General features: G+C 67.3%; 17 protein-coding genes. 4 read left to right on the forward strand and 13 right to left on the reverse strand.

Features of this window, described 5'->3' with window-relative positions:
* Positions 1-54: 54 nt before the first annotated feature.
* The gene (locus tag AC1DKN_RS02455; RefSeq protein ID WP_476870372.1) at positions 55-1,083 is read right to left on the reverse strand and encodes an aldo/keto reductase; all 1,029 of its coding nucleotides are present in this window, start codon (positions 1,081-1,083) and stop codon (positions 55-57) included.
* Between the two features lie 20 nt (positions 1,084-1,103).
* Positions 1,104-1,985, reverse strand: coding sequence for an aldo/keto reductase (locus AC1DKN_RS02460; RefSeq protein ID WP_476870373.1), 882 nt, complete (start codon positions 1,983-1,985; stop codon positions 1,104-1,106).
* A gap of 297 nt (positions 1,986-2,282) precedes the next feature.
* On the opposite strand from AC1DKN_RS02460, the gene AC1DKN_RS02465 reads away from it, so the two are divergent.
* Complete coding sequence (locus AC1DKN_RS02465) at positions 2,283-3,164, forward strand: helix-turn-helix transcriptional regulator (RefSeq protein WP_476859300.1); 882 nt, start codon at positions 2,283-2,285, stop codon at positions 3,162-3,164.
* A gap of 41 nt (positions 3,165-3,205) precedes the next feature.
* On the opposite strand, the gene gad is transcribed toward AC1DKN_RS02465, so the two are convergent.
* The 7 genes from gad to AC1DKN_RS02500 form a co-directional block, all read right to left on the reverse strand.
* On the reverse strand, positions 3,206-4,585 hold the full coding sequence (gad, locus tag AC1DKN_RS02470) for a glutamate decarboxylase (RefSeq protein WP_476850184.1): 1,380 nt from the start codon (positions 4,583-4,585) through the stop codon (positions 3,206-3,208).
* 31 nt (positions 4,586-4,616) lie between these two features.
* Complete coding sequence (locus AC1DKN_RS02475; protein WP_476870374.1) at positions 4,617-5,318, reverse strand: hypothetical protein; 702 nt, start codon at positions 5,316-5,318, stop codon at positions 4,617-4,619.
* A complete protein-coding gene (locus tag AC1DKN_RS02480) occupies positions 5,311-6,687 on the reverse strand; it encodes a chloride channel protein (RefSeq protein ID WP_476870375.1) in 1,377 nt (458 codons plus the stop codon). Before AC1DKN_RS02480 ends, AC1DKN_RS02475 begins: the two co-directional genes overlap by 8 nt.
* Positions 6,688-6,953: 266 nt before the next feature.
* The gene (locus AC1DKN_RS02485) at positions 6,954-7,814 is read right to left on the reverse strand and encodes a DUF427 domain-containing protein (RefSeq protein ID WP_476870376.1); all 861 of its coding nucleotides are present in this window, start codon (positions 7,812-7,814) and stop codon (positions 6,954-6,956) included.
* A gap of 69 nt (positions 7,815-7,883) precedes the next feature.
* On the reverse strand, positions 7,884-8,489 hold the full coding sequence (locus AC1DKN_RS02490) for a TetR/AcrR family transcriptional regulator (protein ID WP_476870377.1): 606 nt from the start codon (positions 8,487-8,489) through the stop codon (positions 7,884-7,886).
* Positions 8,490-8,588: 99 nt separating this feature from the next.
* Positions 8,589-9,917, reverse strand: coding sequence for a phenylacetate--CoA ligase PaaK (gene paaK, locus AC1DKN_RS02495; RefSeq protein ID WP_476870378.1), 1,329 nt, complete (start codon positions 9,915-9,917; stop codon positions 8,589-8,591).
* A 16-nt stretch (positions 9,918-9,933) separates the two neighbouring features.
* A complete protein-coding gene (locus AC1DKN_RS02500) occupies positions 9,934-10,485 on the reverse strand; it encodes a hotdog fold thioesterase (RefSeq protein ID WP_476870379.1) in 552 nt (183 codons plus the stop codon).
* A gap of 91 nt (positions 10,486-10,576) precedes the next feature.
* Here AC1DKN_RS02500 and pta point away from each other — a divergent pair, with 91 nt between their 5' ends.
* Positions 10,577-12,688 carry a phosphate acetyltransferase gene (pta, locus tag AC1DKN_RS02505; protein ID WP_476870380.1) on the forward strand — a complete coding sequence of 704 codons (2,112 nt, stop codon included), beginning with the start codon at positions 10,577-10,579 and terminating at the stop codon, positions 12,686-12,688.
* 44 nt (positions 12,689-12,732) lie between these two features.
* On the opposite strand, the gene AC1DKN_RS02510 is transcribed toward pta, so the two are convergent.
* Positions 12,733-12,996, reverse strand: a complete 264-nt coding sequence (locus AC1DKN_RS02510; RefSeq protein WP_028276372.1) for a hypothetical protein — start codon at positions 12,994-12,996, stop codon at positions 12,733-12,735.
* Between the two features lie 222 nt (positions 12,997-13,218).
* Between AC1DKN_RS02510 and AC1DKN_RS02515 the strand changes: the two genes are divergently transcribed.
* Together AC1DKN_RS02515 and AC1DKN_RS02520 are read left to right on the forward strand one after the other, a co-directional pair.
* Complete coding sequence (locus tag AC1DKN_RS02515) at positions 13,219-14,388, forward strand: acetate kinase (protein WP_476870381.1); 1,170 nt, start codon at positions 13,219-13,221, stop codon at positions 14,386-14,388.
* Positions 14,389-14,448: 60 nt separating this feature from the next.
* A complete protein-coding gene (locus tag AC1DKN_RS02520; RefSeq protein ID WP_476870382.1) occupies positions 14,449-15,012 on the forward strand; it encodes a GNAT family N-acetyltransferase in 564 nt (187 codons plus the stop codon).
* Positions 15,013-15,174: 162 nt separating this feature from the next.
* Here AC1DKN_RS02520 and AC1DKN_RS02525 read toward each other — a convergent pair whose 3' ends face one another.
* The 3 genes from AC1DKN_RS02525 to AC1DKN_RS02535 all read right to left on the reverse strand — a co-directional run bounded on the left by AC1DKN_RS02525 (position 15,175) and on the right by AC1DKN_RS02535 (position 19,534).
* The gene (locus AC1DKN_RS02525; RefSeq protein ID WP_476859309.1) at positions 15,175-15,801 is read right to left on the reverse strand and encodes a dihydrofolate reductase family protein; all 627 of its coding nucleotides are present in this window, start codon (positions 15,799-15,801) and stop codon (positions 15,175-15,177) included.
* A gap of 381 nt (positions 15,802-16,182) precedes the next feature.
* Positions 16,183-18,744, reverse strand: a complete 2,562-nt coding sequence (locus AC1DKN_RS02530; protein WP_476870383.1) for a hypothetical protein — start codon at positions 18,742-18,744, stop codon at positions 16,183-16,185.
* A gap of 7 nt (positions 18,745-18,751) precedes the next feature.
* Positions 18,752-19,534 carry a peptidoglycan-binding protein gene (locus AC1DKN_RS02535; RefSeq protein ID WP_476870384.1) on the reverse strand — a complete coding sequence of 261 codons (783 nt, stop codon included), beginning with the start codon at positions 19,532-19,534 and terminating at the stop codon, positions 18,752-18,754.
* Positions 19,535-19,756 lie beyond the last annotated feature (222 nt).

Consider the following 19,756-nt stretch of genomic DNA (forward strand, 5'->3'; position numbering starts at 1 on the left):
GGAAGCTCGATCTGCTGCACAGAGCTTCATGCAGGGCTTCAGGCGCCTCGTTGGTCACGGTTGTTTCCGTCGCCGCGCCAGGGGCGTGAGTTCGTTGGCGCCGTAGCTGTTGTCGTCCGGGTTGACGGTAACGCCGGGTGCGACGAGCTGGTCGATGCGGTCCAGCACGTCGCTGGCCAAGGTGATGTCCGCGGCGGGCAGATAAGACTCGAGCTGTTCCATGGTGCGCGGTCCGACGATGGCGGCTGTGACGCCGGGGTGGTTGATCGCGAAGGCGATGGCCAGTTCGATGAGCGTCAATCCGGCATGTTCGGCCAGCTGGGCGAGTTCTTCGACGATGTCGAGCTTGCGCTGGTTGGCCGGGCTCGTCATGTCGAACCGGGCGTTCGGACGCGCGGTTGAGGTGGGCGCGGAGGCTGCATTTTTACGCCAGCGCCCGGAGAGCCAGCCGCCGCTGAGCGGGCTGTAGGTGAGGGTTCCCATGCCGTGGCGCTGCACCGTGGGAAGGATGTCCTCCTCGATGCCGCGGACCAGGATCGAGTACGGCGGCTGCTCGGTGACAAACCGCTCCAGGTTGCGTTCCCGGGATGCCCACTGGGCTTCCACGATCTGCGACCCGGAATACGACGAGGAGCCGATGTACCGCACCTTCCCCTGGCGGACCAGATCAGTGAGGGCGCCGAGCGTCTCCTCGACGTCGGTATCCGGGCTGGGCCGGTGCACCTGGTAGAGGTCGATGTAATCGGTGTTCAAGCGGCGAAGGGAGTCTTCCACCGCCCGCATGATCCAGCGGCGGGATCCACCCCGCTGGTTGGGATCGTCTTCGCTCATGGGCATGAAGAACTTCGTGGCGAGGAACACGGCCTCACGCCGGCCCTCCAGTGCCTGCCCGACGATTTCCTCGGATGCCCCGCCGGAGTAGACATCGGCGGTGTCGATGAAGTTGATGCCCGCGTCGAGGGCGCGGTGGATGATTCGAATGGAGTCCGCGGTGTCGTTGTTGCCCCAGGGGCCGAACATCATTGCGCCGAGGCACAAGGGGCTGACCTGCACGCCTGTGCGGCCTAGGGGACGGTATTTCATGGCGGTGTCTTCTCTCTGTCTCAGGCTTCGGGGATGACCATGGCGAAGCGTTCTTCGCGGGCCTCGTCGGGATCCGGTCCGTTGCGCACGCCGGTGTCGAGGGCGTCGATGGCGGCGAGTTCGTCGGCGCCGAGTTCGAAGTCGAAGACGTCGAAGTTCTCCGCGATGCGTGCGGGGTTGGTCGACTTCGGGATAGCTGAGCGGCCCTGCTGCAGGTGCCAGCGGATCATGACCTGGGCGGGGCTCTTTCCGTGGGTTTGTCCGATGCCGGCGATCGTCGGGTCTTCCATCACGTTCCTGCGCTTCTCGCCCCATCCGGGGTAAAAAGTGATGCCGCCGATCGGTGACCACGCCTGGGTAAGGATGCCGTGTTCGGTGTCCGTTGCCTGGACGGCCGGCTGGGCGAAGTACGGGTGCAGCTCAATCTGGTTCACCGCCGGGACGACGTCTGTGGCCGCCAGCAGCTGCTCCAGGTGGTGCGGCATGAAGTTGCTGACACCGATCGCCCGGACGCGCCCGTCAGCAAGCAGGGTCTCCAGGGCCTTGTACGCGCCGACGGTTCTTTCGAAGCGGTCGGGGGCGGGCTGATGCAGGATGAACAGGTCCAGGTAGTCGACGCCCAGCTTGCCTGTCGCCTTTTCCCAGGCATGCAGCGTCTGGTCGTAGCCGTAGTCACTGACCCAGACTTTGGTCTCGATGAACACGTCGGAACGGTCCAGGCCCGAGTTGAGGATGCCCTCACCGACCTCCCGCTCGTTGCCGTACGCCGCGGCAGTGTCGATGTGCCGGTAGCCGGCCGCCAGCGCCGCTTCGACGGCCGCCGTCGTTTGCTCCGGCGGGCTTTGGAAGACGCCCAGTCCGAGGGCGGGCATCGTGACGCCGTTATTGAGAGTAAGTTCCATGTGCATGCCTTTCACGGTATTCAGGTGTGCGGGATTGTGGGAGGGCACGTGAGTACCCCCTTTTCGGATGTAGACAGGTCAGCGGGCGGCCTCGGCCAGGGGTGCGGGTGCGGCCCCGAGCGGTGTCAGGTAGCTGGCGAGGATGATCGCCAGGATCGCCGCCGGGTGGGCAGTAGTTGCGGGTGCAGGACTCATGTTTTCCATGGAACCGTGATTTCCCAATGGCGGGGAGTCACGGTCGTTCCGGGTAATGCCAGTGCCTCCCTCGTCGCATTGGCCGCGGGTAGCGTGGAGGCCATGACACACAGCGACGACGTGCGGAAGTTCCTGACCTCCCGCCGTGCCAGGATCACGCCGGAGGAGGCCGGCCTCCCGGTCTACGGCGGAAACCGCCGCGTTACCGGGCTGCGCCGCGAGGAAGTCGCGATGCTCGCCGGGATGAGCATCGATTACTACATACGCCTTGAGCGCGGAAACCTCTCCGGCGCCTCGGACAGCGTCCTTGAAGCCCTCTGCCGTGCACTGAAGCTTGACGACGCCGAGACGGCCCACCTTTTTGACCTGGCCCGCGCGGCCACGGCCGCTCCCCGGGTGCGGCGAAAGCGCAGCCCGCAGACGGTGCGGCCGAGCGTGCAACGCGTCATTGATGCGATCACGACGGCGCCGGCCTGGGTCCGCAACGACCGCGGGGATGTCCTTGCCGCCAACGAACTCGGCCGTGCGCTCTACCTGGACATGATGGCTGAGCAGGTGACTCCGCCGAACAGTGCACGGTTCACCTTCCTGAACCCGAAAGCGCGGGAGTTCTTCGCCGATTGGGAACGCAGCGCGGACGACATCGTCGCGGTCCTGAGGTCCACCGCCGGGAAAAACCCCTACGACAGAGACCTCACGGACCTGATCGGAGAGCTTTCGACCCGCAGCGAGGAGTTCCGCACCCGGTGGGCGAGGCACGACGTGAAGTACCACCGCACCGGCCGCAAACGGCTCCACCACCCGATCGTGGGGGACCTGGACCTGAGCTTCGAAGCACTGGAACTGCCCGCGGACCCAGGACTGCGCATCAACGTCTACACGGCAGATCCCGGGACACCCTCCGAGGACGCCCTGAAAGTCCTCGCCAGCTGGGCCGCCACCCAGCGCGAAACGGCAGCGGCCGCAGTCAGGGAGAAGAAATGACCGACTGTTCCTCCACCGTGCTCATTGTTGGCGCCACCCGGTCAATGCCCGGGTCCGGTGACGATCTTCTTTCGTTCGGATTCGTGCGCGCCGCCCTTCTTTGCCAGTGTTGAGCACGCCTCCTCGATATCCCGGGCGAGCGTGTCGACGTGCTCGCGGCTCATCGTTTCCTTGACCAGCGCACGCATGATCGTCACGTCCTGGGCGTTCGGCGGCAGGGTGTAGGCCGGCACCATCCAGCCGCGTTCGGCCGAGAGCTGCCAGGCAATGTCGAACTCGTCGTAACCGGGGTCGCCGGCGAGCCGGAACGCAACCAGGGGAAGCTGCTCCTCGTCGGGGCCGATGATCTCGAACCGGCCCATGGCCTCCAACTTCTCGGCGAGGGCGCGGGCGTTGGTCTGCATGTTCTGCATGATGTAGGTGTAGCCGGCGCGGCCATAGCGCACGAAGTTGTAGTACTGGGCGAGAACCATCGACGAGCCGGTGGAGAAGTTCAGGGTGAACGTCGAGTCGGTCTTGCCGAGGTAGTTCTCCTCAAAAACAAGGTCCTTGGCCAGGTCGGCCTTCTCCCGGAAGATCAGCCAGCCGATGCCGGGATAGACCAGTCCGAACTTGTGCCCGGAGACATTGATCGAGTGGACCTGCTCGAGCCGGAAGTCCCACTCGGAGTCCGGGTACAGGAAGGGCCAGACAAACCCCCCACTGGCCCCGTCCACATGCAGCGGCACATCAAGGCCCCGCTCACCCTTGATCCGGACCAGCAGGTCGTTGATGCCGACGATGTCGTCTTTGTGCCCGGTGAACGTAGTGCCCAGCACGGCTGCGACGCCGATGGTGTTCTCATCGATATGGGCCTGCACGTCCTCCGGGCCGATCGTGTACTTCCCCGGCTGCAGGGGCACGATCCGCGGCTCGACGTCGAAGTAGCGGCAGAACTTCTCCCACACAACATGCACGTCGCCGCCGAACACCAGGTTAGGGCTCGACGTCGATGCGCCGGCGGCCTCGCGGCGTTTGCGCCAGTTCCACTTCAGGGACAGGCCGCCGAGCATGATCGCCTCGGACGATCCCTGGGTCCGGGCGCCCGTCGTCTCGCCGGGAGCGTGGAAAAGGTCTGCGAGCATCCGAATGCAGCGCTGCTCGATTTCGGCCGTGCGGGGATATTCGGCGTGGTCGATGAAATTGCGGTGCAGGTTCGCTGCGATGATCTGCTGGGCCTGCGGCTCCATCCATGTCGTTACGAAGGTCGCCAGGTTGCGGGCCGGATCACCCTCCAGCGCCAAGTCCTCCGACACCAGCCGCAAAGCGTCCTCAGCAGGAATGCCGGTCTCCGGGAACTCCCGGCTCGGAACCTCCTGGGTGACAAATCGGTTGCCGAACAGTGCCACGTCGGCGTCCGCCGGCTGGGAATTTATTGACATCACTTCTCCTCAAGAGACTGTTGAAAGGGGGTTACGGATGAGCTCCACGGCTTGCAGGAGACGAGGCGTCGGTGGATTCTGGACTCAGCATCAGAACCGCGCCGGTGAGAAAGCACAGGCCTCCCACAAATGTGCCGAGATTGGACAGCTCGGCGTTCCAGACATCGCCGCTCGACGGTATGACAAACGCCGCGACAGCCGAGATGCCGAACGCAACGGAGCCGGCCACGTTGATCACGCCGATCTTCCACGTTCGAGTCCTGGGCCGGCCGGCAATGGCGCCGCGACCGGCATCCCGCAACGCCACCCCGCTTGAAACGAGGAAGGCGACTGACCCCAAAGCGTCGGGTCGCCACACTTGCTGCTCGGTCAGCGCCGCACTGAGATTGACCCGCATTGCGTTTGCCGTACTCCAGTTGAACCACAGCGTGCCGGCAAGTTGAACCGCGCCAGCAAGCCAGCCGAGATTCCGTGGCGCCCATACCCAAAACGAATGGCGCCGCGTGGCACCCACGGCCGGGAGCGCGTCAACGGCTTCGCGGTACTGCAGGAACGCCGCACAGGTGAAGAACAGCGAACCGACGAAGAACGTGGCTGCACACAAGCGCAATCCCACGGTCTCGGCGTATAACGGCACCGCTCCCAGGGCGAACAGACTCGAGCCAATGATGAACAACCAGGCGGTCCACCGGTCCCGTACGGTCAAACGGCCCGCGCTCGAGATCTCAGTCATTGTCGGCCCTCAAGGCAGCCCGATGGTGGACCTTGCCGCCAGCGTCAGACGCCACGGGCCCTTTCGGGCCCGGGACCGGGAGCACGTTGGAGATCACGAAGGCCACCGCCACAGCCACCACCACCTGCGGTGTTACCGCCACACCGTCCACTCCCAGCAGCAGCGTGGCCAGCAGGGTCGACGTCAACGGCAGCCGCAGCATGGCTGCGCACATGGCTCCCATGCCCATGCCGAGTCCTGCCGCGAGATTCATTCCGGGCAACCCGCTCGCGGCAATACCGAGCGCCGCACCGATGAACATCGAAGGGAACACGGGCCCACCACGAAAAGCGCTCAGCGAGAGCCCGTAGGCCAAGGCCTTACAAACGATCAGCAGGAGGAGCGCCGCAAGCGAGTAGTCCGTGGCGTGTTCGACCAGATCCGGAAGGGCGTCCTGCCCCGAAAACAAGACCTGCGTGAAGCTGTTCCCAGAGATCAACTGGTAGGCCATCGCGGCAAGACCGATCAGCAGGCCGAGCCCGGAGGTCACCAACATCCGGTTCAGGTGCACGAGCGGACGAAGCGAGAGCCCGACCCAGCGGATCAACCATCCCAACAGCGCGCCGACGACGCCCATGATCACCGCCCAGCCCAGCGTCGCCAGGGTCGGCGGCACAGCAGGCGGTACGACGGGCAGCGCCAGCGAGAAGCTGCCCAGCCCGGTCCAGCCGTCCAGGCCGACGAACACCAGCGCCCCGACGCCGGACGCGAGCAGTCCGGGCAGGGCCATCAGGCTCAGCGTCATTCCCCCGATCCCGGCGGCCTCCATGATCAGGAATGCACCGAGCACGGGGGACCCGAGCAGGGTACTGATCGCTGCGAAGCTGCCAGCCGACGCCATGATCGTCAGGGCCATCGGCGGAGCGTCCTTCTTCGCCAGGTGCACCGCCAACGCCCCGAGGCCGCCACCGATCGCGATCAGCGGACCCTCCGGCCCGAGCACCGCACCCAGGCTGAGCGTGGTCAGCGCCGCGAGAACAATGCCCACGAGCTCCCGGCCGCTGGGCGGACCGCCGCCCGTCTTGAAGCCGAAAGCCGGTGAGTGGCCCCCGGTTCCCGGCAGATACCGGATGGTCGACGCCGTCAACAGCCCACACAGCACCAACCACGGAACCGGCCACCAGGCAGGAGCGGGACCCCCAAGGACTTGTTCCGGCAGGCCCACGAAGACGTACTGCTGGACAACCGCGACCAAAGCGAGAAAGCCGTACGCAATGACCGAGATGGGAACGCCCAAGACCGCAGCCAGCACGAGCGCAGAGATGTACGCCCTGGAACGAATGACGACGGCCGGATCGAAACTGGGCGGCGATGCGGCAGGCTCGCTCATTCCCGGCAACCCGGCGCGACTGTGACGATCCGGGTGACCCCGAATGTCCTTCTTCCAGGTCGGGGCGGCTTGCCCGGCCGGCAACACCGCGGGTCACCGATGATCAACGAGCAGAACATCATCCCTCCTCCTTCCGCCAGACGGCGGGAGCCTTTAGCGAGGTCTCACAAGCGATAGAGGTGGTCCTTCAGATGTTCTCCAAGCTAAACCCTTCCAAGGGGGCAGTCGTCACCCAATGCGGGTGAAAGAGAACCAAAGCGCTGCGGTCACACCCCGGGTGCCCCCGCTCCTTCCGGGCGTGACCACGGCGTGACCGGGCGCTCCTGCCGGACGCCGTCCACCGTGATGTCCGCTCGCTCATTGAAGAAACTGACAAGTCCGTGGATTTGGGCGGCGTCGCGGAACCGCCGGTCATAGCTCCACGCGACGTTCCTGCCCTGCTCGGAACCCGGGTAGCTCCAGTAGCTCGCCTGGCCCTTGTACGGGCAGATGGTCCGTTTGGGGCTCTCTTGCATCAGATCCAGCCGCACATCCGACGGCGGAATGTAGTAGCGCACCGGCAGCATGGTTTCGTAGAGCAGCTGCGCGCCGTTCGTCGTGGCGAGCGTTACGCCGTCGAGCCCTACCTCAACGGTGAGCGAGGACGCCCGGATGTCCACACGGTGGAACGGATCACGTGGGTGGCCGATGATCTCCTCGTCGTCCTCGAGCCAGTCGAAAGCGTTGAAATCCAGCACCACGTAGCCGGCGAGGTCGGGGTCCGCCGGCCGGAAGGCAGCGCGGGGCAGCCTCGCATGGGGAGTGACGACGTCGAGCTCCTCACCGGCCGCCGTGTGCCTGCCGAACGCCGTGCGCGGATCCAGCGCCCGCGGCCCCTCCCGGCTCACTCGGAAGCCGTGTTCCGGGACGTCTCCCGCCTGCTGCCCCGGCGGCGCCAGTTCGGCACGGAGGTCGCCTTCGGAAACGGCGTAGACGGGGGTGATGCGTTTGGGCTCCCACACCAAGAGCGCACCCAGAGTGTCGACGACGGCACGCCCGCCCACCATGGCACGGACCCTTTTCGCGGTGGGCTGGTAACGCAAATCGGGGAACGTGCTGAAGAGGACGTCAGATATCTTCGTGGCCATGACTACAGGGTGGGCGTCCGTTATCCCGCCGTCAACGACTGACCCGGCCACCCGCCGGCCGGCAGGCGGTCAGCGGGGGACGTGAAGGCCGTGGAACGCCATGGTGATGACGTCGTCGGCCAGCTTCTCCGGGGACAGCGAGCCGCCCGGCTTGTACCACTCGACGATCGAGTTGATGGTGCCGAACAACAGGCGGGTGACGGTGCGGGGGTCGATGTCCTGGCGCAGCGAGCCTTCGTCGCGGGCGGCGGAGATGAGGGCTGCAACCTTGTGGTCGAAGGTGCGCCGGCGCTCCAGCGCGTTCCGCTCGATTTCGGTGTTGCCGCGCAGCCGCAGCAGCAGCGTGACGAACGGCAGCCGTTCCACCAGCACCGAGATGGTCTCACGGACCACGAACTCCAGCCGGGCCTCGGCGGAGCCGGTCTGCGCCTCGGGCCGGTCCAGGATGGCCTCGAGGCCGCCCAGGGCGTGGTCCAGCGCGAGCTTGAGCAGATCGCCCTTGGACGGCACGTGGTGGTAGATCGCGGACTTGGAGATGCCCAGGTTCTCGGCGAGGATGCCCATGGACGTGGCGTCGTAGCCGTGGCGGTTGAAGACGTCGACGGCGATCAGCAGGACCGATTGCTGGTCATAGCCGGGACGGCCGCGCTTGGTGGTGGTTGCTGAGGTGGGCATACTCGCTAGTTTCTCATGAACGGTCAGTCAGCCCGGCCGGCCTGACCTCGAAGGACACGCCGGCCGGGCTGGCCAGATGGCTGGACAAGCGGGGCCGGTTCAGCCCTTGGGACGCATGTCGTAGATCCGCCGCAGTTTGCCGTTGGACCGCTCCAGCGAGCCGGGGTCGACGACGTCGACGGTGCAGGAGGAGCCGACGTGGATCTTGATCTGCTGCTGCAGGACCTTGGCGGCGGCCGTGGCGCCCTCGACGGTGACGGTGTCGCGGCGCTCGATCTTGACGGTCAGCTGGTCCATGCGCAGGCCCTCGGGCCGGGTCAGCTCCAGCTGGAAGTGCGGGCTGAGCTCGGGGATGCGCAGGGCGATCTCCTCGATCTGGGACGGGAACAGGTTCACCCCGCGCAGGATGATCATGTCGTCGCTGCGGCCGGTGATGCGGCCCATGCGGCGGTGTGCCGGCCGTGCGGTGCCGGGCAGGAGCCGCGTGAGGTCCTTGGTGCGGTACCGGATGATCGGCAGCGCCTCCTTGGTGAGCGAGGTGAACACCAGCTCGCCCGGTTCGCCGTCGCCCAGCACCACGGTGGGGTCGAAGGCGTCGATGATTTCGGGCCGGAAGTGGTCCTCCCAGATGTGGCTGCCGTCCTGCGTTTCCACGGCTTCGCCGGCGACGCCCGGGCCCATGACCTCGGAGAGGCCGTAGATGTCGCAGGCCTTGAGGTTCATGGTGGTCTCGAGCTCGTGCCGCATTTCCTCGGTCCACGGCTCGGCGCCCAGGACCGCGTACTTCAGCGACGTGGAGGCCGGGTCGATGCCCTGCTTGATCATGGCGTCGGCGATGGTCAGCAGGTAGGTGGGGGTGGCCAGGATGGCATCGGGCTTGAAGTCCTGGATGAGGGTGATCTGGCGCTCGGTCTGGCCGCCGGAGATCGGGATGACGGTGCAGCCGAGGGCCTCGGCGCCGGCGTGGGCGCCCATGCCGCCGGTGAACAGGCCATAGCCGTAAGCGTTGTGCACCTTCATGCCGGGCCGGACGCCGGAGGCGCGCAGCGAGCGGGCCACAAGCTTGGCCCAGTCGGCGAGGTCCTTCTTCGTGTAGCCCACCACGGTGGCGCGGCCCGTGGTGCCGGAGCTGGCATGGATCCGCGCTACCTCGTTCTGCGGCACGGCGAACATGCCGAAGGGGTACTCGAGGCGGAGGTCCTCCTTGGTGGTGAAGGGGAACTTGCCGAGGTCGGAGAGTTCACGCAGGTCCGTCGGGTGGACGCCGGCCTCGTCGAACTTGCGCTTGTACAGGGGGACGCGGTCATAGGCGTAGGCCACGGTGTGCTGCAGGCGGCTGAGCTGGAGCGCCTCGAGCTCGTCGCGGGAGATGGTCTCCTCGCGGTCCAGGACAGCGTCGGTAGTGGCGGCGGCAGTTTCTTGGGTCATCAGTGGTTCCCTGTTTCTATTTCTTGGAGATGGTGCGGCTGCGGCCGCGGAACTCGGCGATGAGTTCCCACGTAGGGGCGTCGGTAGCGGTATCGGTGGGGAGCTGGCCTGGAAGGGTTGCTGCGGGGGCCGCGCCGGCCGGTGCCGGCTGCGGTGTTCCGGGCGCACCCGCGCCAGGGTCGGCGGCGTAGATCTGGATGTCGTACAGCCCGCTGCGTCCGGTGCTGGCGCGGCGGTTCGCGACGGCGGTCAGCACCTGTCCGCGGAAGGCGGGCTTCAGGAAGTTGATGTCGACGCCGGCAGCAACCGTGATGTTGCCGCTGTCGATCCCGGCTTCGCCGGGTTTCGGGCTGGCCGGGTTGCAGGCGAGGGCGAAGGCGGTGTCGCCGAAGGCGAAGATCATTCCGCCGTGGGCCATGCCGAAGCCGTTGAGCATTTCCTGCCGGAGCGTCATGCGGATCGTGGCATGCCCGTCGTCCAGCGCCAGGACTTCGATGCCCATCCATTCCGAGGCGTAGTCGTCTTTCAGGATGGGGTGGGTGGCCCCGGAAACCGTCAGTTCAGCCATGCGTCGTTGCCTCCAGCTTTATTTACCGAATGTTCATTAGGTAATCCCATGTGGGTGCCCGCTGTCAAGGGGTGTAAGTATGCTGGGACACATGGCCAAAGGAATTTACGTCAGCGCGACCACCCCGGGCTCCGGCAAGTCCCTCATAGCGCTGGGGTTGGCGGACACCCTCCACCGGCACGCGGACCGGATCGGATTCTTCAAGCCTGTGGTTCACGGCAACGACGCCGCGGCGGACCCGATGGTGGCGCTGATGAAGGCCCGGTTCGATCTTGATGACCAGCGCTGCCGCGGCGGCCTGACGTTTGCCGAGGTCCGCGGGCTGCTGGCCGAGGGCAACAGGGCCGAGATCGACGCCCGCTGCGTGGAGATCTTCGCCGAAATGTCCCGCCACTGCGACGTGGTGATTGTGGAGGGGACGGACCTCACCGGCCAGGATGCCGCCGTCGAATTCGACCTTAACGCTCGCCTCGCGAACAACCTGGCCGCCTCGATCGTCGCCGTGGTGGGCGCGAAGGGGCGGACCGTCGCGGAGGCTGCCGACGCCGTCGAGGTTGCCCGCAAGGAACTGGCGGCGGAACACTGCAGCCTCCTGGCCATCATGGTGAACCGGGCCGACCCGGAGGACGTGGACGGAATCGTCGCCGCCGTGAAGCCCGGCGCGTCCGGCCGCCCCGTCTACGTCTTCCCCGAGCTGGAGGACATCGCACGGCCCACCACCGGGGAGGTGGCCTCGGCCCTTGGGATCCGCCAGGTGGCCGGCCGGCAGGACATGGAACGCGACGTCCATTCCATCAAGGTGGCGGCGATGAATGTGGCCAACTTCCTGCACGTGCTCGACGACGGCGCCCTCGTGATCGTCCCGGGTGACCGTGCGGATGTGATGGTCGCGTGCCTCGCGTCGTCGTTCTCGCCGGAGTTTCCGGTGCCGTCTGCGCTCATCCTCACCGGCGGCCTGGCCCCGGACCCCAACATCTACTCGCTGCTGGCGCAGGCGCCATTCCCCGTGTTCGCGGCCCCGGACGATACCTACACCACCGCCAAACGGGTGTCCGAGGTCCGCAGCGAGATCTGGTCCGGGCACCGCCGCAAGGTGGCCTCGGCCGTGGGGCTGTGGGCTAAGCGCGTGGACGAGGCCGAGCTGGTGGAGCGGCTGCACCTGCCGCGGCTGGAGCGGATGACGCCGCTGCGGTTCCTGCACGACCTCATTGAGCGGGCCCGGCTGCAGCGCCGGCACATTGTCCTGCCCGAGGGGAACGACGTGCGGATCCTGCGGGCCGCCGAAATTCTGCACCGGCGGGACGTCTGCGACCTCACGATCCTGGGCAATGAGTCGGCGGTCCGGGAGCTGGCGTCCACCCAGGGCATCGACCTCTCCGGCATGAGCATCGTGGACCCCGCGACGTCGGAGCTGCGCCAGCAGTTTGCCCAGAAGTACGCGGAACTGCGGGCGCACAAGGGCGTGGACCTGGCCCGGGCGCTGGAAGTCATGCTCGACGGCAGCTACTTCGGCACCATGATGGTGCAGCTCGGCGTGGTGGACGGCATGGTGTCCGGCGCCGCGCACACCACGGCCCACACCATCCGGCCCGCGCTGGAGTTCGTCAAGACCCGGGACGACGTCAAGATCGTCTCCTCGGTGTTCCTGATGCTGATGCCGGACCGGGTGCTGGTGTACGGCGACTGCGCGGTCAACCCTGACCCGAACGCGGAGCAGCTGGCGGATATCGCGCTGGCCTCGGCCGAGACCGCAGCCCAGTTCGGCGTGGAGCCGCGGGTGGCCATGCTGTCCTACTCCACCGGCGGATCCGGGACCGGGGAAGCAGTGGACAAAGTCCGGCAGGCCACCGAAGTCGTGAAGGACCGCCGCCCGGATCTGGCCGTTGAAGGCCCCATCCAGTACGACGCCGCCGTCGACGCCGCGATCGCCGCGTCCAAGATGCCGGGCTCGTCCGTGGCAGGGCAGGCGACCGTGTTCATCTTCCCGGACCTCAACACCGGCAACAACACCTACAAGGCAGTGCAGCAGTCCTCGGGTGCGGTCGCCGTCGGGCCCGTCCTGCAGGGTCTCCGGAAGCCGGTTAACGACCTCTCCCGCGGGTGCACCGTGGAGGACATCGTGAACACGGTGGCCATCACCGCCGTGCAGGCGCAGTCCGTGGAGCCCGCTACCGAGCCGGAACCTGCGTCTGCCCGCGCATAGTCGGCTGTTCCGGCTCGGCTGTTTTCCAGGTCAGCTGTTTTCCGTCAGCTGTTTTCGGGCTTCGCCGGACTTTCGGGGTCTTCCTCCTTGGCGGGCTCATCGGCCAGGCCCGCCGGCGTGAGATCCAGGTCCTCCAGATTCTCGGGGGCCTCGGGCGCTTCGCCGACCTCGGCGGCCTTGGGGTTTCCTGTGTCGTCCAGGGCCGGGTTCGCGCCGACGACGCCGGTGGGATCCGGTTTACCGGAACCGCTGGCGGGTTCGGTGCCCGCTGGTTCGGTGCCCTCCGGCTGGGTCGCGTCGTCAGTCATGGAAATCCCCTTCGTGAGTTGTCCAGTTGGTCCGCCGACTCTAGGCGCCCGGCCCGGCTTTCGCAACGGATTGGCTTTCGCAACGGATGGGCGCCACTGGCGTTCCGGCAATTTGGGCCGGCAATTTATAGTGGATCCCACGGAGCGCTCGGCCAGGCTCCGGCGTGATGCCCGTCCCGGCGCACCCTCGGGTAGCGTCGAAGCCAAGGCTTAGGAGGCCCCATGCTCGTGCTCGTCATCAACTCCGGCTCGTCTTCGCTCAAGTATCAGGTGCGCGACGTCGAGGCCGGCAGCGTGCTCACCGAAGGCCTGGTCGAGAAGATCGGCATGGGTGCCGGCGGTGAGGGCGACGGCCAGATCGAGGGCCCGCGCGACCACGCCCAGGCGCTGGAGCAGGTGGACGCCGCCATCCACGACGCCTTGGGGGACCGCGTGCTGGATGCCGTCGGCCACCGCGTGGTGCACGGCGGGGAGCGCTTCGCCGAGCCGGTGCTGGTCAACAACGAGATCACCCGGGCCATTGAGCGGCTGAACCCGCTCGCCCCGCTGCACAACCCCGCCAACGTCCTCGGCATCCGCGCGATCTCGAAGAAGTGGCCCGAACTGCCGCAGGTGGCCGTGTTCGACACCGCCTTCCACCGCACCATGCCCGAGCACGCCTGGCGCTATGCGGTGCCGGACGAGCTCTACACGAACCACGGGATCCGCCGCTACGGCTTCCACGGCACCTCGCACGAATACGTTGCGCACCGGGCGGCGGCGCTGCTGGATGTTCCGGTCGAGGAGTTCGACGCCGTGATCGCCCACCTGGGGAACGGCGCCTCGGTCACCGCGATCCGCGGCGGCCAGTCAATCGACACGTCCATGGGATTCACGCCCCTCGAGGGTCTCGTCATGGGCACCCGCTCCGGCGACCTCGATCCGTCCATCCTGGTCTTCCTCGGCCGGAACGGATGGTCACCCGAGGACCTGGATTCGATGCTGAACCGGCAGTCCGGGCTCAAAGGCCTGGCCGGCAACAACGACATGCGCTCCGTGGTGGAGGCCGCGGAAGCCGGCAATGCCAAGGCGGCCATGGCCCTGGCGGTCGCGTCCTACCGGCTCGCGAAGTACATCGGCGGCTACCACGTGGCCGTGGGCGGCGCGAAGGCTCTTGTCTTCACGGCCGGAATCGGCGAGAACTCGCACCAGTTCCGGAACCTGGTGGCGCAGCGGCTCGGTGCCCTCGGCGTCGAACTCGACGCCGGGCTGAACCGGGAACGGTCCAGGGAACCCCGCGTCATTTCCACCCCGACGTCGGCCCTGCCGGTCCTTGTGGTCCCCACTGACGAGGAACGGGCGATCGCGGAGGCAACGGCCGCCGCCGTCGCGCAGGCATCCGTTGCTCCGTAGCCGCCCCTTTGGGCGCGCAAAACGGCGCTTCCGGAGCAACGGATGGGTAGCGTTGGGGACATGAATGAACCCAAGCCACTGCCGCCGCTGCCCATCCGCACCGAGCGGCTGGTGCTGCGGCGTTTTGCAGCCGCCGACCTCGATGCCTTCCATGCCTACCACTCGCTCCCGGAAACCGCCCGGTTCCTGCCCCGCGAGGCCAAGAGCTACACCCAGTCGATGGAAACGGTGGGACGGTACGCCAACTTCGAGTTCGAGAAGGAGGGCGACTGGGTGGCCCTGGCCATTGAGGCCCAGGATTCGCCCGGCCTCCTCGGCGAGGTGGTGCTGAAGTGGCTGGAGGGGTGCGGGCAGGCCGAGATCGGCTGGAGCCTGGCCCCGGAGGCGCGGGGACGGGGCATCGCGAGCGAGGCCGCCCGGGCACTGCTGAAGCTCGGGTTTGAAGACCTGGGCTTCCACCGCATCGACGCCAAGCTCGATGCCCTGAACACAGCCTCGGCGGCGCTTTGTGAACGGCTCGGCATGCGCCTGGAATCACGGCAGGTGGACAAATGGCACTACAAGGGCGAATGGGCCACGGAAGTGGTGTACGCCATGCTCGCGGACGAGTGGAAGGACCGCTGACCGGGCCCGGCGCTTGAACTCGGTCAACTCCGCCTGAGTACCTTGAGGGCTGTCTTCCCCGCCCGGCCGGCAGGGATGCCGTGGAGACGAGGGCCGCGGTGACGAAGGAGGGTGCAGCGTAGCGGCCGACTCAACCACCGGCCGCAAGCTCACCCACGGGCCTCAGGTGCCGGACGAACCAGGCTCATAGGTCCCGTACGTCGGAAGCCCTGCCGACTCATAGACAAGAATCGCGAGTCCGCCCGGCGTCGCCTCACTGCGGACCAGACGCAGGCCCGCCGGGGCGCCTCCGGCCGGAAACAGTTGCCTGCCGTTACCGACCACCACAGGGGCGATCACCAGCCTCAGTTCGTCGATCAGCCCCTTCGCCAGCAGCGACTGGGCCAGCCGGGCACTCCCGTGGATCTGCAACTCCCGGCCGGGCTGCCTCTTCAACTCAGCGACCTGTGCGGGGACGTCCCCGGACAGGATGGTCGTGGGCGCCCAACCAGCCTGCGCCAGGCTCTGCGAGGCCACGTACTTCGGCAAACCGTTCATCTTCTCAGAGAACGGATCATCAGGGTCCGTGATTCTCGGCCAGTCCCTCGCAAAGTTGACGTAGGTGCGGCGGCCGAACAGCAACGCATCCGCCTCACCCAGCCAGTCCGCCGCCTGCTGGATGAATTCCTCGTCAAGATAGGGGACGAACCAACCTCCTTGTGAGAAGCCGTCGCTGGTATCCTCATCGGGCGATCCAGGACCCTGCGCCACGCCGTCCAATGTGAGGAACTCAGTCAGCGTTAGTCTCATCGTGTTGCCTCTCCGTGCTGGGTGCTGGGTGCCGGGTGCTGGGTGCCGGGTTCACCGGCCCGGGCTGGGCCTGGAATCACGGCAGGTGGCAAGTGGCACAACAAGGACGAACGGGCCACGGAAATGGTGTACACCATCCCCGCGGATGAATGGAAGGCCCGGCAGCAGGTATCCGGCGGCCGAAGGCGCAGCAAAGCCCCAATCTAAGGGACGCGCAAATCTAAGGGAAGTACCGACCTGTCGGGGTAGCGCTCTGACGAGGTGGCGGTCTGTCGGGACGCCGATCTGACGCAGATGGCCGGAATGAAGTCCTCATTCCGGCCATCTGCGTCCATTCGGAACCGATTCGGGCCCAGGCCGAACCCGATTCGGGTTCCCGCCTTAGGGTGCCGGCGGCGCGGTGGATACCGGCGCCGGTGAGACCGTGCCCGGTGCGGGAGCCGCGGGTTGCGTCAGTTGCTGCCCTGCCGGCTCCGTGGCACCGGAGCCCGGGGCGGGACCGGACGACGTCGTGCCGTCACTCGGCGCCGTGGTTCCCGGGGCCGGGGCCTGCGTGCTGCCGGGGGTGGTTTCGGCAGTGGCTCCCGACGTCGTACCGGGCGTGGCAGCGGTACCGGCACCAGGCGTGGCGCCGGAGGTTGCGCCGGGCGTGGCACCGGAGGTTGCGCCGGGCGTGGCGCCCGGAGTTGGCGCTGTGCCGGCGGACCCGGCCGGGGTGGCGCTCGGATCGGCCTTGATGACCGCCATGATCTGTTCCTTGTACGCGCTGAGCCGGCCCTGGATCTCCGAGAGCGGCTGGTTCCGCAGGTCCTTGCCGTAGGCGGCGATCTCCTGCCACAGCTCGTTAAGCCTGGTCATGCCGTCGCTGCTCAGGGGCCCATCCAGGGTCAGGACAAGTTGGCTGGCCAAGGCGTAGGTCAGGCACCGGACGCAGTTGTAGTTCGCCGACGCCGAGAGATTTTCCGGAACGATCACATCGGTCTGTCCCACAATCAGGACCACCTGGAAGCCCACCGCCACAGCGGCGCAGTCCGCGCAGCTGGCAAAGGCGTACGCCTCATTCCTGGTGTCCACGGTGTCACCGTCCTCGGCCCAGACCAGGGCGAAGGCGACGTCGTAGACCACGGAACCGTCAGTGGTGTTGACCGCGAGCGACTGGTTGCCGTCGTCCTCCGGAGCGGCCGGCTTGTCGAAGGGGAAGACCCAGGAAGGGGCAGCCGGCGCCGCCGCGGGGCCGGCCGCGCTGGCCGTGCCGGACTGCCGGGGCACCAGGACCATGCTCAGCTGCGGGTCCTCGCGTGTGGGCCGCCGGGCGCCCTCCGGCCACAAGGCAACGGTCGTTCCCGACTGGCCCTCGGCCATCCGGGACGCGGCGGAGGCCGGGAAGACGGCGGTGGTGGCGTCGGCCAGGGTGCCGCGCTCGTAGGGCTGGACCGGGCGGTAGGTGTCAGCTCCCGGCCACCAGGCCCAGGCGAGGCCCGCCGCCACCGCCGCGATCGCAAGGATGGCAGTGGCACGCTGGAGGGCCTTGCCGCGGGTCTTGCGCCACAGGCCGGTGGCCAGCTGGCGGACCAGGCGCAGCAGGATGTAGAAGATGCCCAGCACCGGCAGCGCCAGGCAGGCGATCGCGATCACCCGCACGGCGGCGTCGGCGACGTCCCCGGTGGCGACGCTGTGGGACAGCATGGCCTGCTGTTTCAGGCCGTTGTCCCAGGCGGTGCCCAGGACGCGCGGCAGGGTGAGCACCATGGTGGCCATGCTGAAGAGCAGCAGGGGGACCGTGACCAGCACCCAGATGGTGACCACGGCCCGCGCCCAGGGCTTCAGGAGCCCGGCTTCGGGATCTGTCTTCCGCCACGGCACCAGGGCCAGCAGCGTGGGCTTGATGCGCTGGAACAGGTCCGGGACACCGGTAGCGTCGGCCAGGATATGGTAGCCGTCGAAGCGGACCAGCGGCATCAGCTGCCGGACCATCTGCAGGATCTGGGTAACCACCACCAGCAGCAGCGCATCGAAGCCGGTGGCCCACCAGATACCCATGATCGCGACCGCCACGATGGCGTTGAAGTACAGTCCGCCGAGGTCCGTGCGCAGCCGGCCGCCGCGCCCCAGCCGGTAGGAATCCGTGACGTCGGTATAGAAGGCCGGCCACATCAGATACAGGCCGGTCCCCATGGCGCCGGGGGTGGCCCCGCCGCGTCGGGCGGCGGCGGCGTGGCCGAACTCGTGGAAGCCGGCCGAGAGCACCGTGACCACCAGGATCAGAAGCACCAGGCCGGGGTTGGCGAAGGCCTCATGCGTTGCCGATGCCAGACCCTTGACCATCAGCACCCACCAGCACGTGGCCAGGAAGGCCGCGGTCACGGCCACCACGATCAAGGGGTTGAACAGCGTGGCGAACGGCGCGGTGATCTTCCGGGTGCGGTCCGGATCGGTCACCGAGTACCGGAAGCGCATACCCAGCAGCGGGTTCGATTTCTTTACCGCGGGCTCGGAGCCGTCCGCCAGCTGCAGGAGGCCGAGGGGGAGCAGCTGAGAAGTGATCAGGGTGCGGACGTTCTCGGCACTGACGAGCCGTCCGAAACTGTCACTGGCGTGCCCGGCGATTTCTTCCAGGCCCCGCTCGCCGTCGATCGCCTCGAGCACCAGGTACAGCAGTCGGGTGAGCTGGATGGTCTGGCCGTCGGAACGGCGCACGAGGGACGGGGCTTCCTTGTAACCGGACCCCTTCGCCTCGCCGATCAGCTGGACGCCGGCGGCCCGCACCGGAACCGGGTGCAGGCCGACCGCCGCGGACGCCGCCGGGCCGGCAGCGTCGCCGCGTGCACCGGCTCCGGAGTCGGTGCCGGAGCCGGGCGATGTGGCGGCGGATGTGGCGCCGCCGGCGGCAGGCAGGGCCGGAGGGCCGTCCTGCCCGGACGGCCCTCCGTGCACAGTGCTCATCTAGGTGCTACTGCTTCAGGTCGGACTGCTGGTCAGCCGACGCCGTAGCGTCACCATGGATGTCCTGGTTGATGATGGCATCCTGCTGGGCGACGGCGAACGCGTTGCTGTCGATGGAGCCGATGTTGGCGCCGACGGCAGCGTCGATCGGCGCGGCCACGTTGGCGTTGGCGGCCACCGCACCGTTGATCGGTGCCGCGATGCCAGCGTTGGCGTCCAGGTTCACATCGACGTTGAGCAGGTTGCCGTTGAGGGCACCCGCGGCGCCGGCAGCGGCTCCCACGTCAGTCGGCAGCGCACCGCCCAGGTCCGGGGCCGTGCCATCCGGCAAGACGCCGGTGGCATCGGCGGGTACCGTGCCGGCCGGTACAGCGCCGCCGAGATCGGCCGTGGCGGCAGGCGTGGCCGGATCGGTGGGGGCAGGCGCTGCGGCAGAATCTGCTGTGGTCCCGGCATCCGTACCGGTGCCCTGGTCGATGACACTGTCCTGGGTGGAGTCTGCCGTGGCATCGCCTGTGACGCCCTGGTTGATAATGGTGCCCTGGTCGGCGAGGGCCTGGGACTCAGACCCGAAAGAGAGCACGTTTGCCGAGGCTGCCGCATCAATCGGCGCGGCAACGTTGGCGTTGGCCGCGACGCCGAGGTCGATCGGCGCCGCGGCGCTGATCCCCAGGTTCAGGTCGGCGTTCAGGTCCAGGACGGAGGCGACTTCCTTGTCCGGGAGAGCGGTGCCGCCCTGCGCCATCAGCTCATCATCAGTCAACGGGGTCATTCCCTGCTCAACGCTCATAACAAACTCCATCTCCGGCACCGTGTGCCCGGTCAAAGCCCTACGACGCCCCGCCCCCAGCGGACGGGTTCCACGTCGAAGTGCCCATCATGCCAGTAAATAGTAAGCATGATGACCAAATATCGGTAGCGGGCTCCCGGATTAATGCCGGAAAGCCCGCTGACCGGCCGGAAAACGCATCGATTGCTCCGTAAGTGCCCTCATGGAGGTCCCAAAGGGCGC

This window comes from Arthrobacter sp. 01N444, from assembly GCF_056399305.1.

Excerpts from the sequence above, each read along its gene's own strand:
- AC1DKN_RS02455 (WP_476870372.1), bottom strand. The coding sequence starts at position 1,083 with ATGAAATACCGTCCCCTAGGCCGCACAGGCGTGCAGGTCAGCCCCTTG.
- AC1DKN_RS02460 (WP_476870373.1), bottom strand. The coding sequence starts at position 1,985 with ATGGAACTTACTCTCAATAACGGCGTCACGATGCCCGCCCTCGGACTG.
- AC1DKN_RS02465 (WP_476859300.1), top strand. The coding sequence starts at position 2,283 with ATGACACACAGCGACGACGTGCGGAAGTTCCTGACCTCCCGCCGTGCC.
- gad (WP_476850184.1), bottom strand. The coding sequence starts at position 4,585 with ATGTCAATAAATTCCCAGCCGGCGGACGCCGACGTGGCACTGTTCGGC.
- AC1DKN_RS02475 (WP_476870374.1), bottom strand. The coding sequence starts at position 5,318 with ATGACTGAGATCTCGAGCGCGGGCCGTTTGACCGTACGGGACCGGTGG.
- AC1DKN_RS02480 (WP_476870375.1), bottom strand. The coding sequence starts at position 6,687 with ATGAGCGAGCCTGCCGCATCGCCGCCCAGTTTCGATCCGGCCGTCGTC.
- AC1DKN_RS02485 (WP_476870376.1), bottom strand. The coding sequence starts at position 7,814 with ATGGCCACGAAGATATCTGACGTCCTCTTCAGCACGTTCCCCGATTTG.
- AC1DKN_RS02490 (WP_476870377.1), bottom strand. The coding sequence starts at position 8,489 with ATGCCCACCTCAGCAACCACCACCAAGCGCGGCCGTCCCGGCTATGAC.
- paaK (WP_476870378.1), bottom strand. The coding sequence starts at position 9,917 with ATGACCCAAGAAACTGCCGCCGCCACTACCGACGCTGTCCTGGACCGC.
- AC1DKN_RS02500 (WP_476870379.1), bottom strand. The coding sequence starts at position 10,485 with ATGGCTGAACTGACGGTTTCCGGGGCCACCCACCCCATCCTGAAAGAC.
- pta (WP_476870380.1), top strand. The coding sequence starts at position 10,577 with ATGGCCAAAGGAATTTACGTCAGCGCGACCACCCCGGGCTCCGGCAAG.
- AC1DKN_RS02510 (WP_028276372.1), bottom strand. The coding sequence starts at position 12,996 with ATGACTGACGACGCGACCCAGCCGGAGGGCACCGAACCAGCGGGCACC.
- AC1DKN_RS02515 (WP_476870381.1), top strand. The coding sequence starts at position 13,219 with ATGCTCGTGCTCGTCATCAACTCCGGCTCGTCTTCGCTCAAGTATCAG.
- AC1DKN_RS02520 (WP_476870382.1), top strand. The coding sequence starts at position 14,449 with ATGAATGAACCCAAGCCACTGCCGCCGCTGCCCATCCGCACCGAGCGG.
- AC1DKN_RS02525 (WP_476859309.1), bottom strand. The coding sequence starts at position 15,801 with ATGAGACTAACGCTGACTGAGTTCCTCACATTGGACGGCGTGGCGCAG.
- AC1DKN_RS02530 (WP_476870383.1), bottom strand. The coding sequence starts at position 18,744 with ATGAGCACTGTGCACGGAGGGCCGTCCGGGCAGGACGGCCCTCCGGCC.
- AC1DKN_RS02535 (WP_476870384.1), bottom strand. The coding sequence starts at position 19,534 with ATGAGCGTTGAGCAGGGAATGACCCCGTTGACTGATGATGAGCTGATG.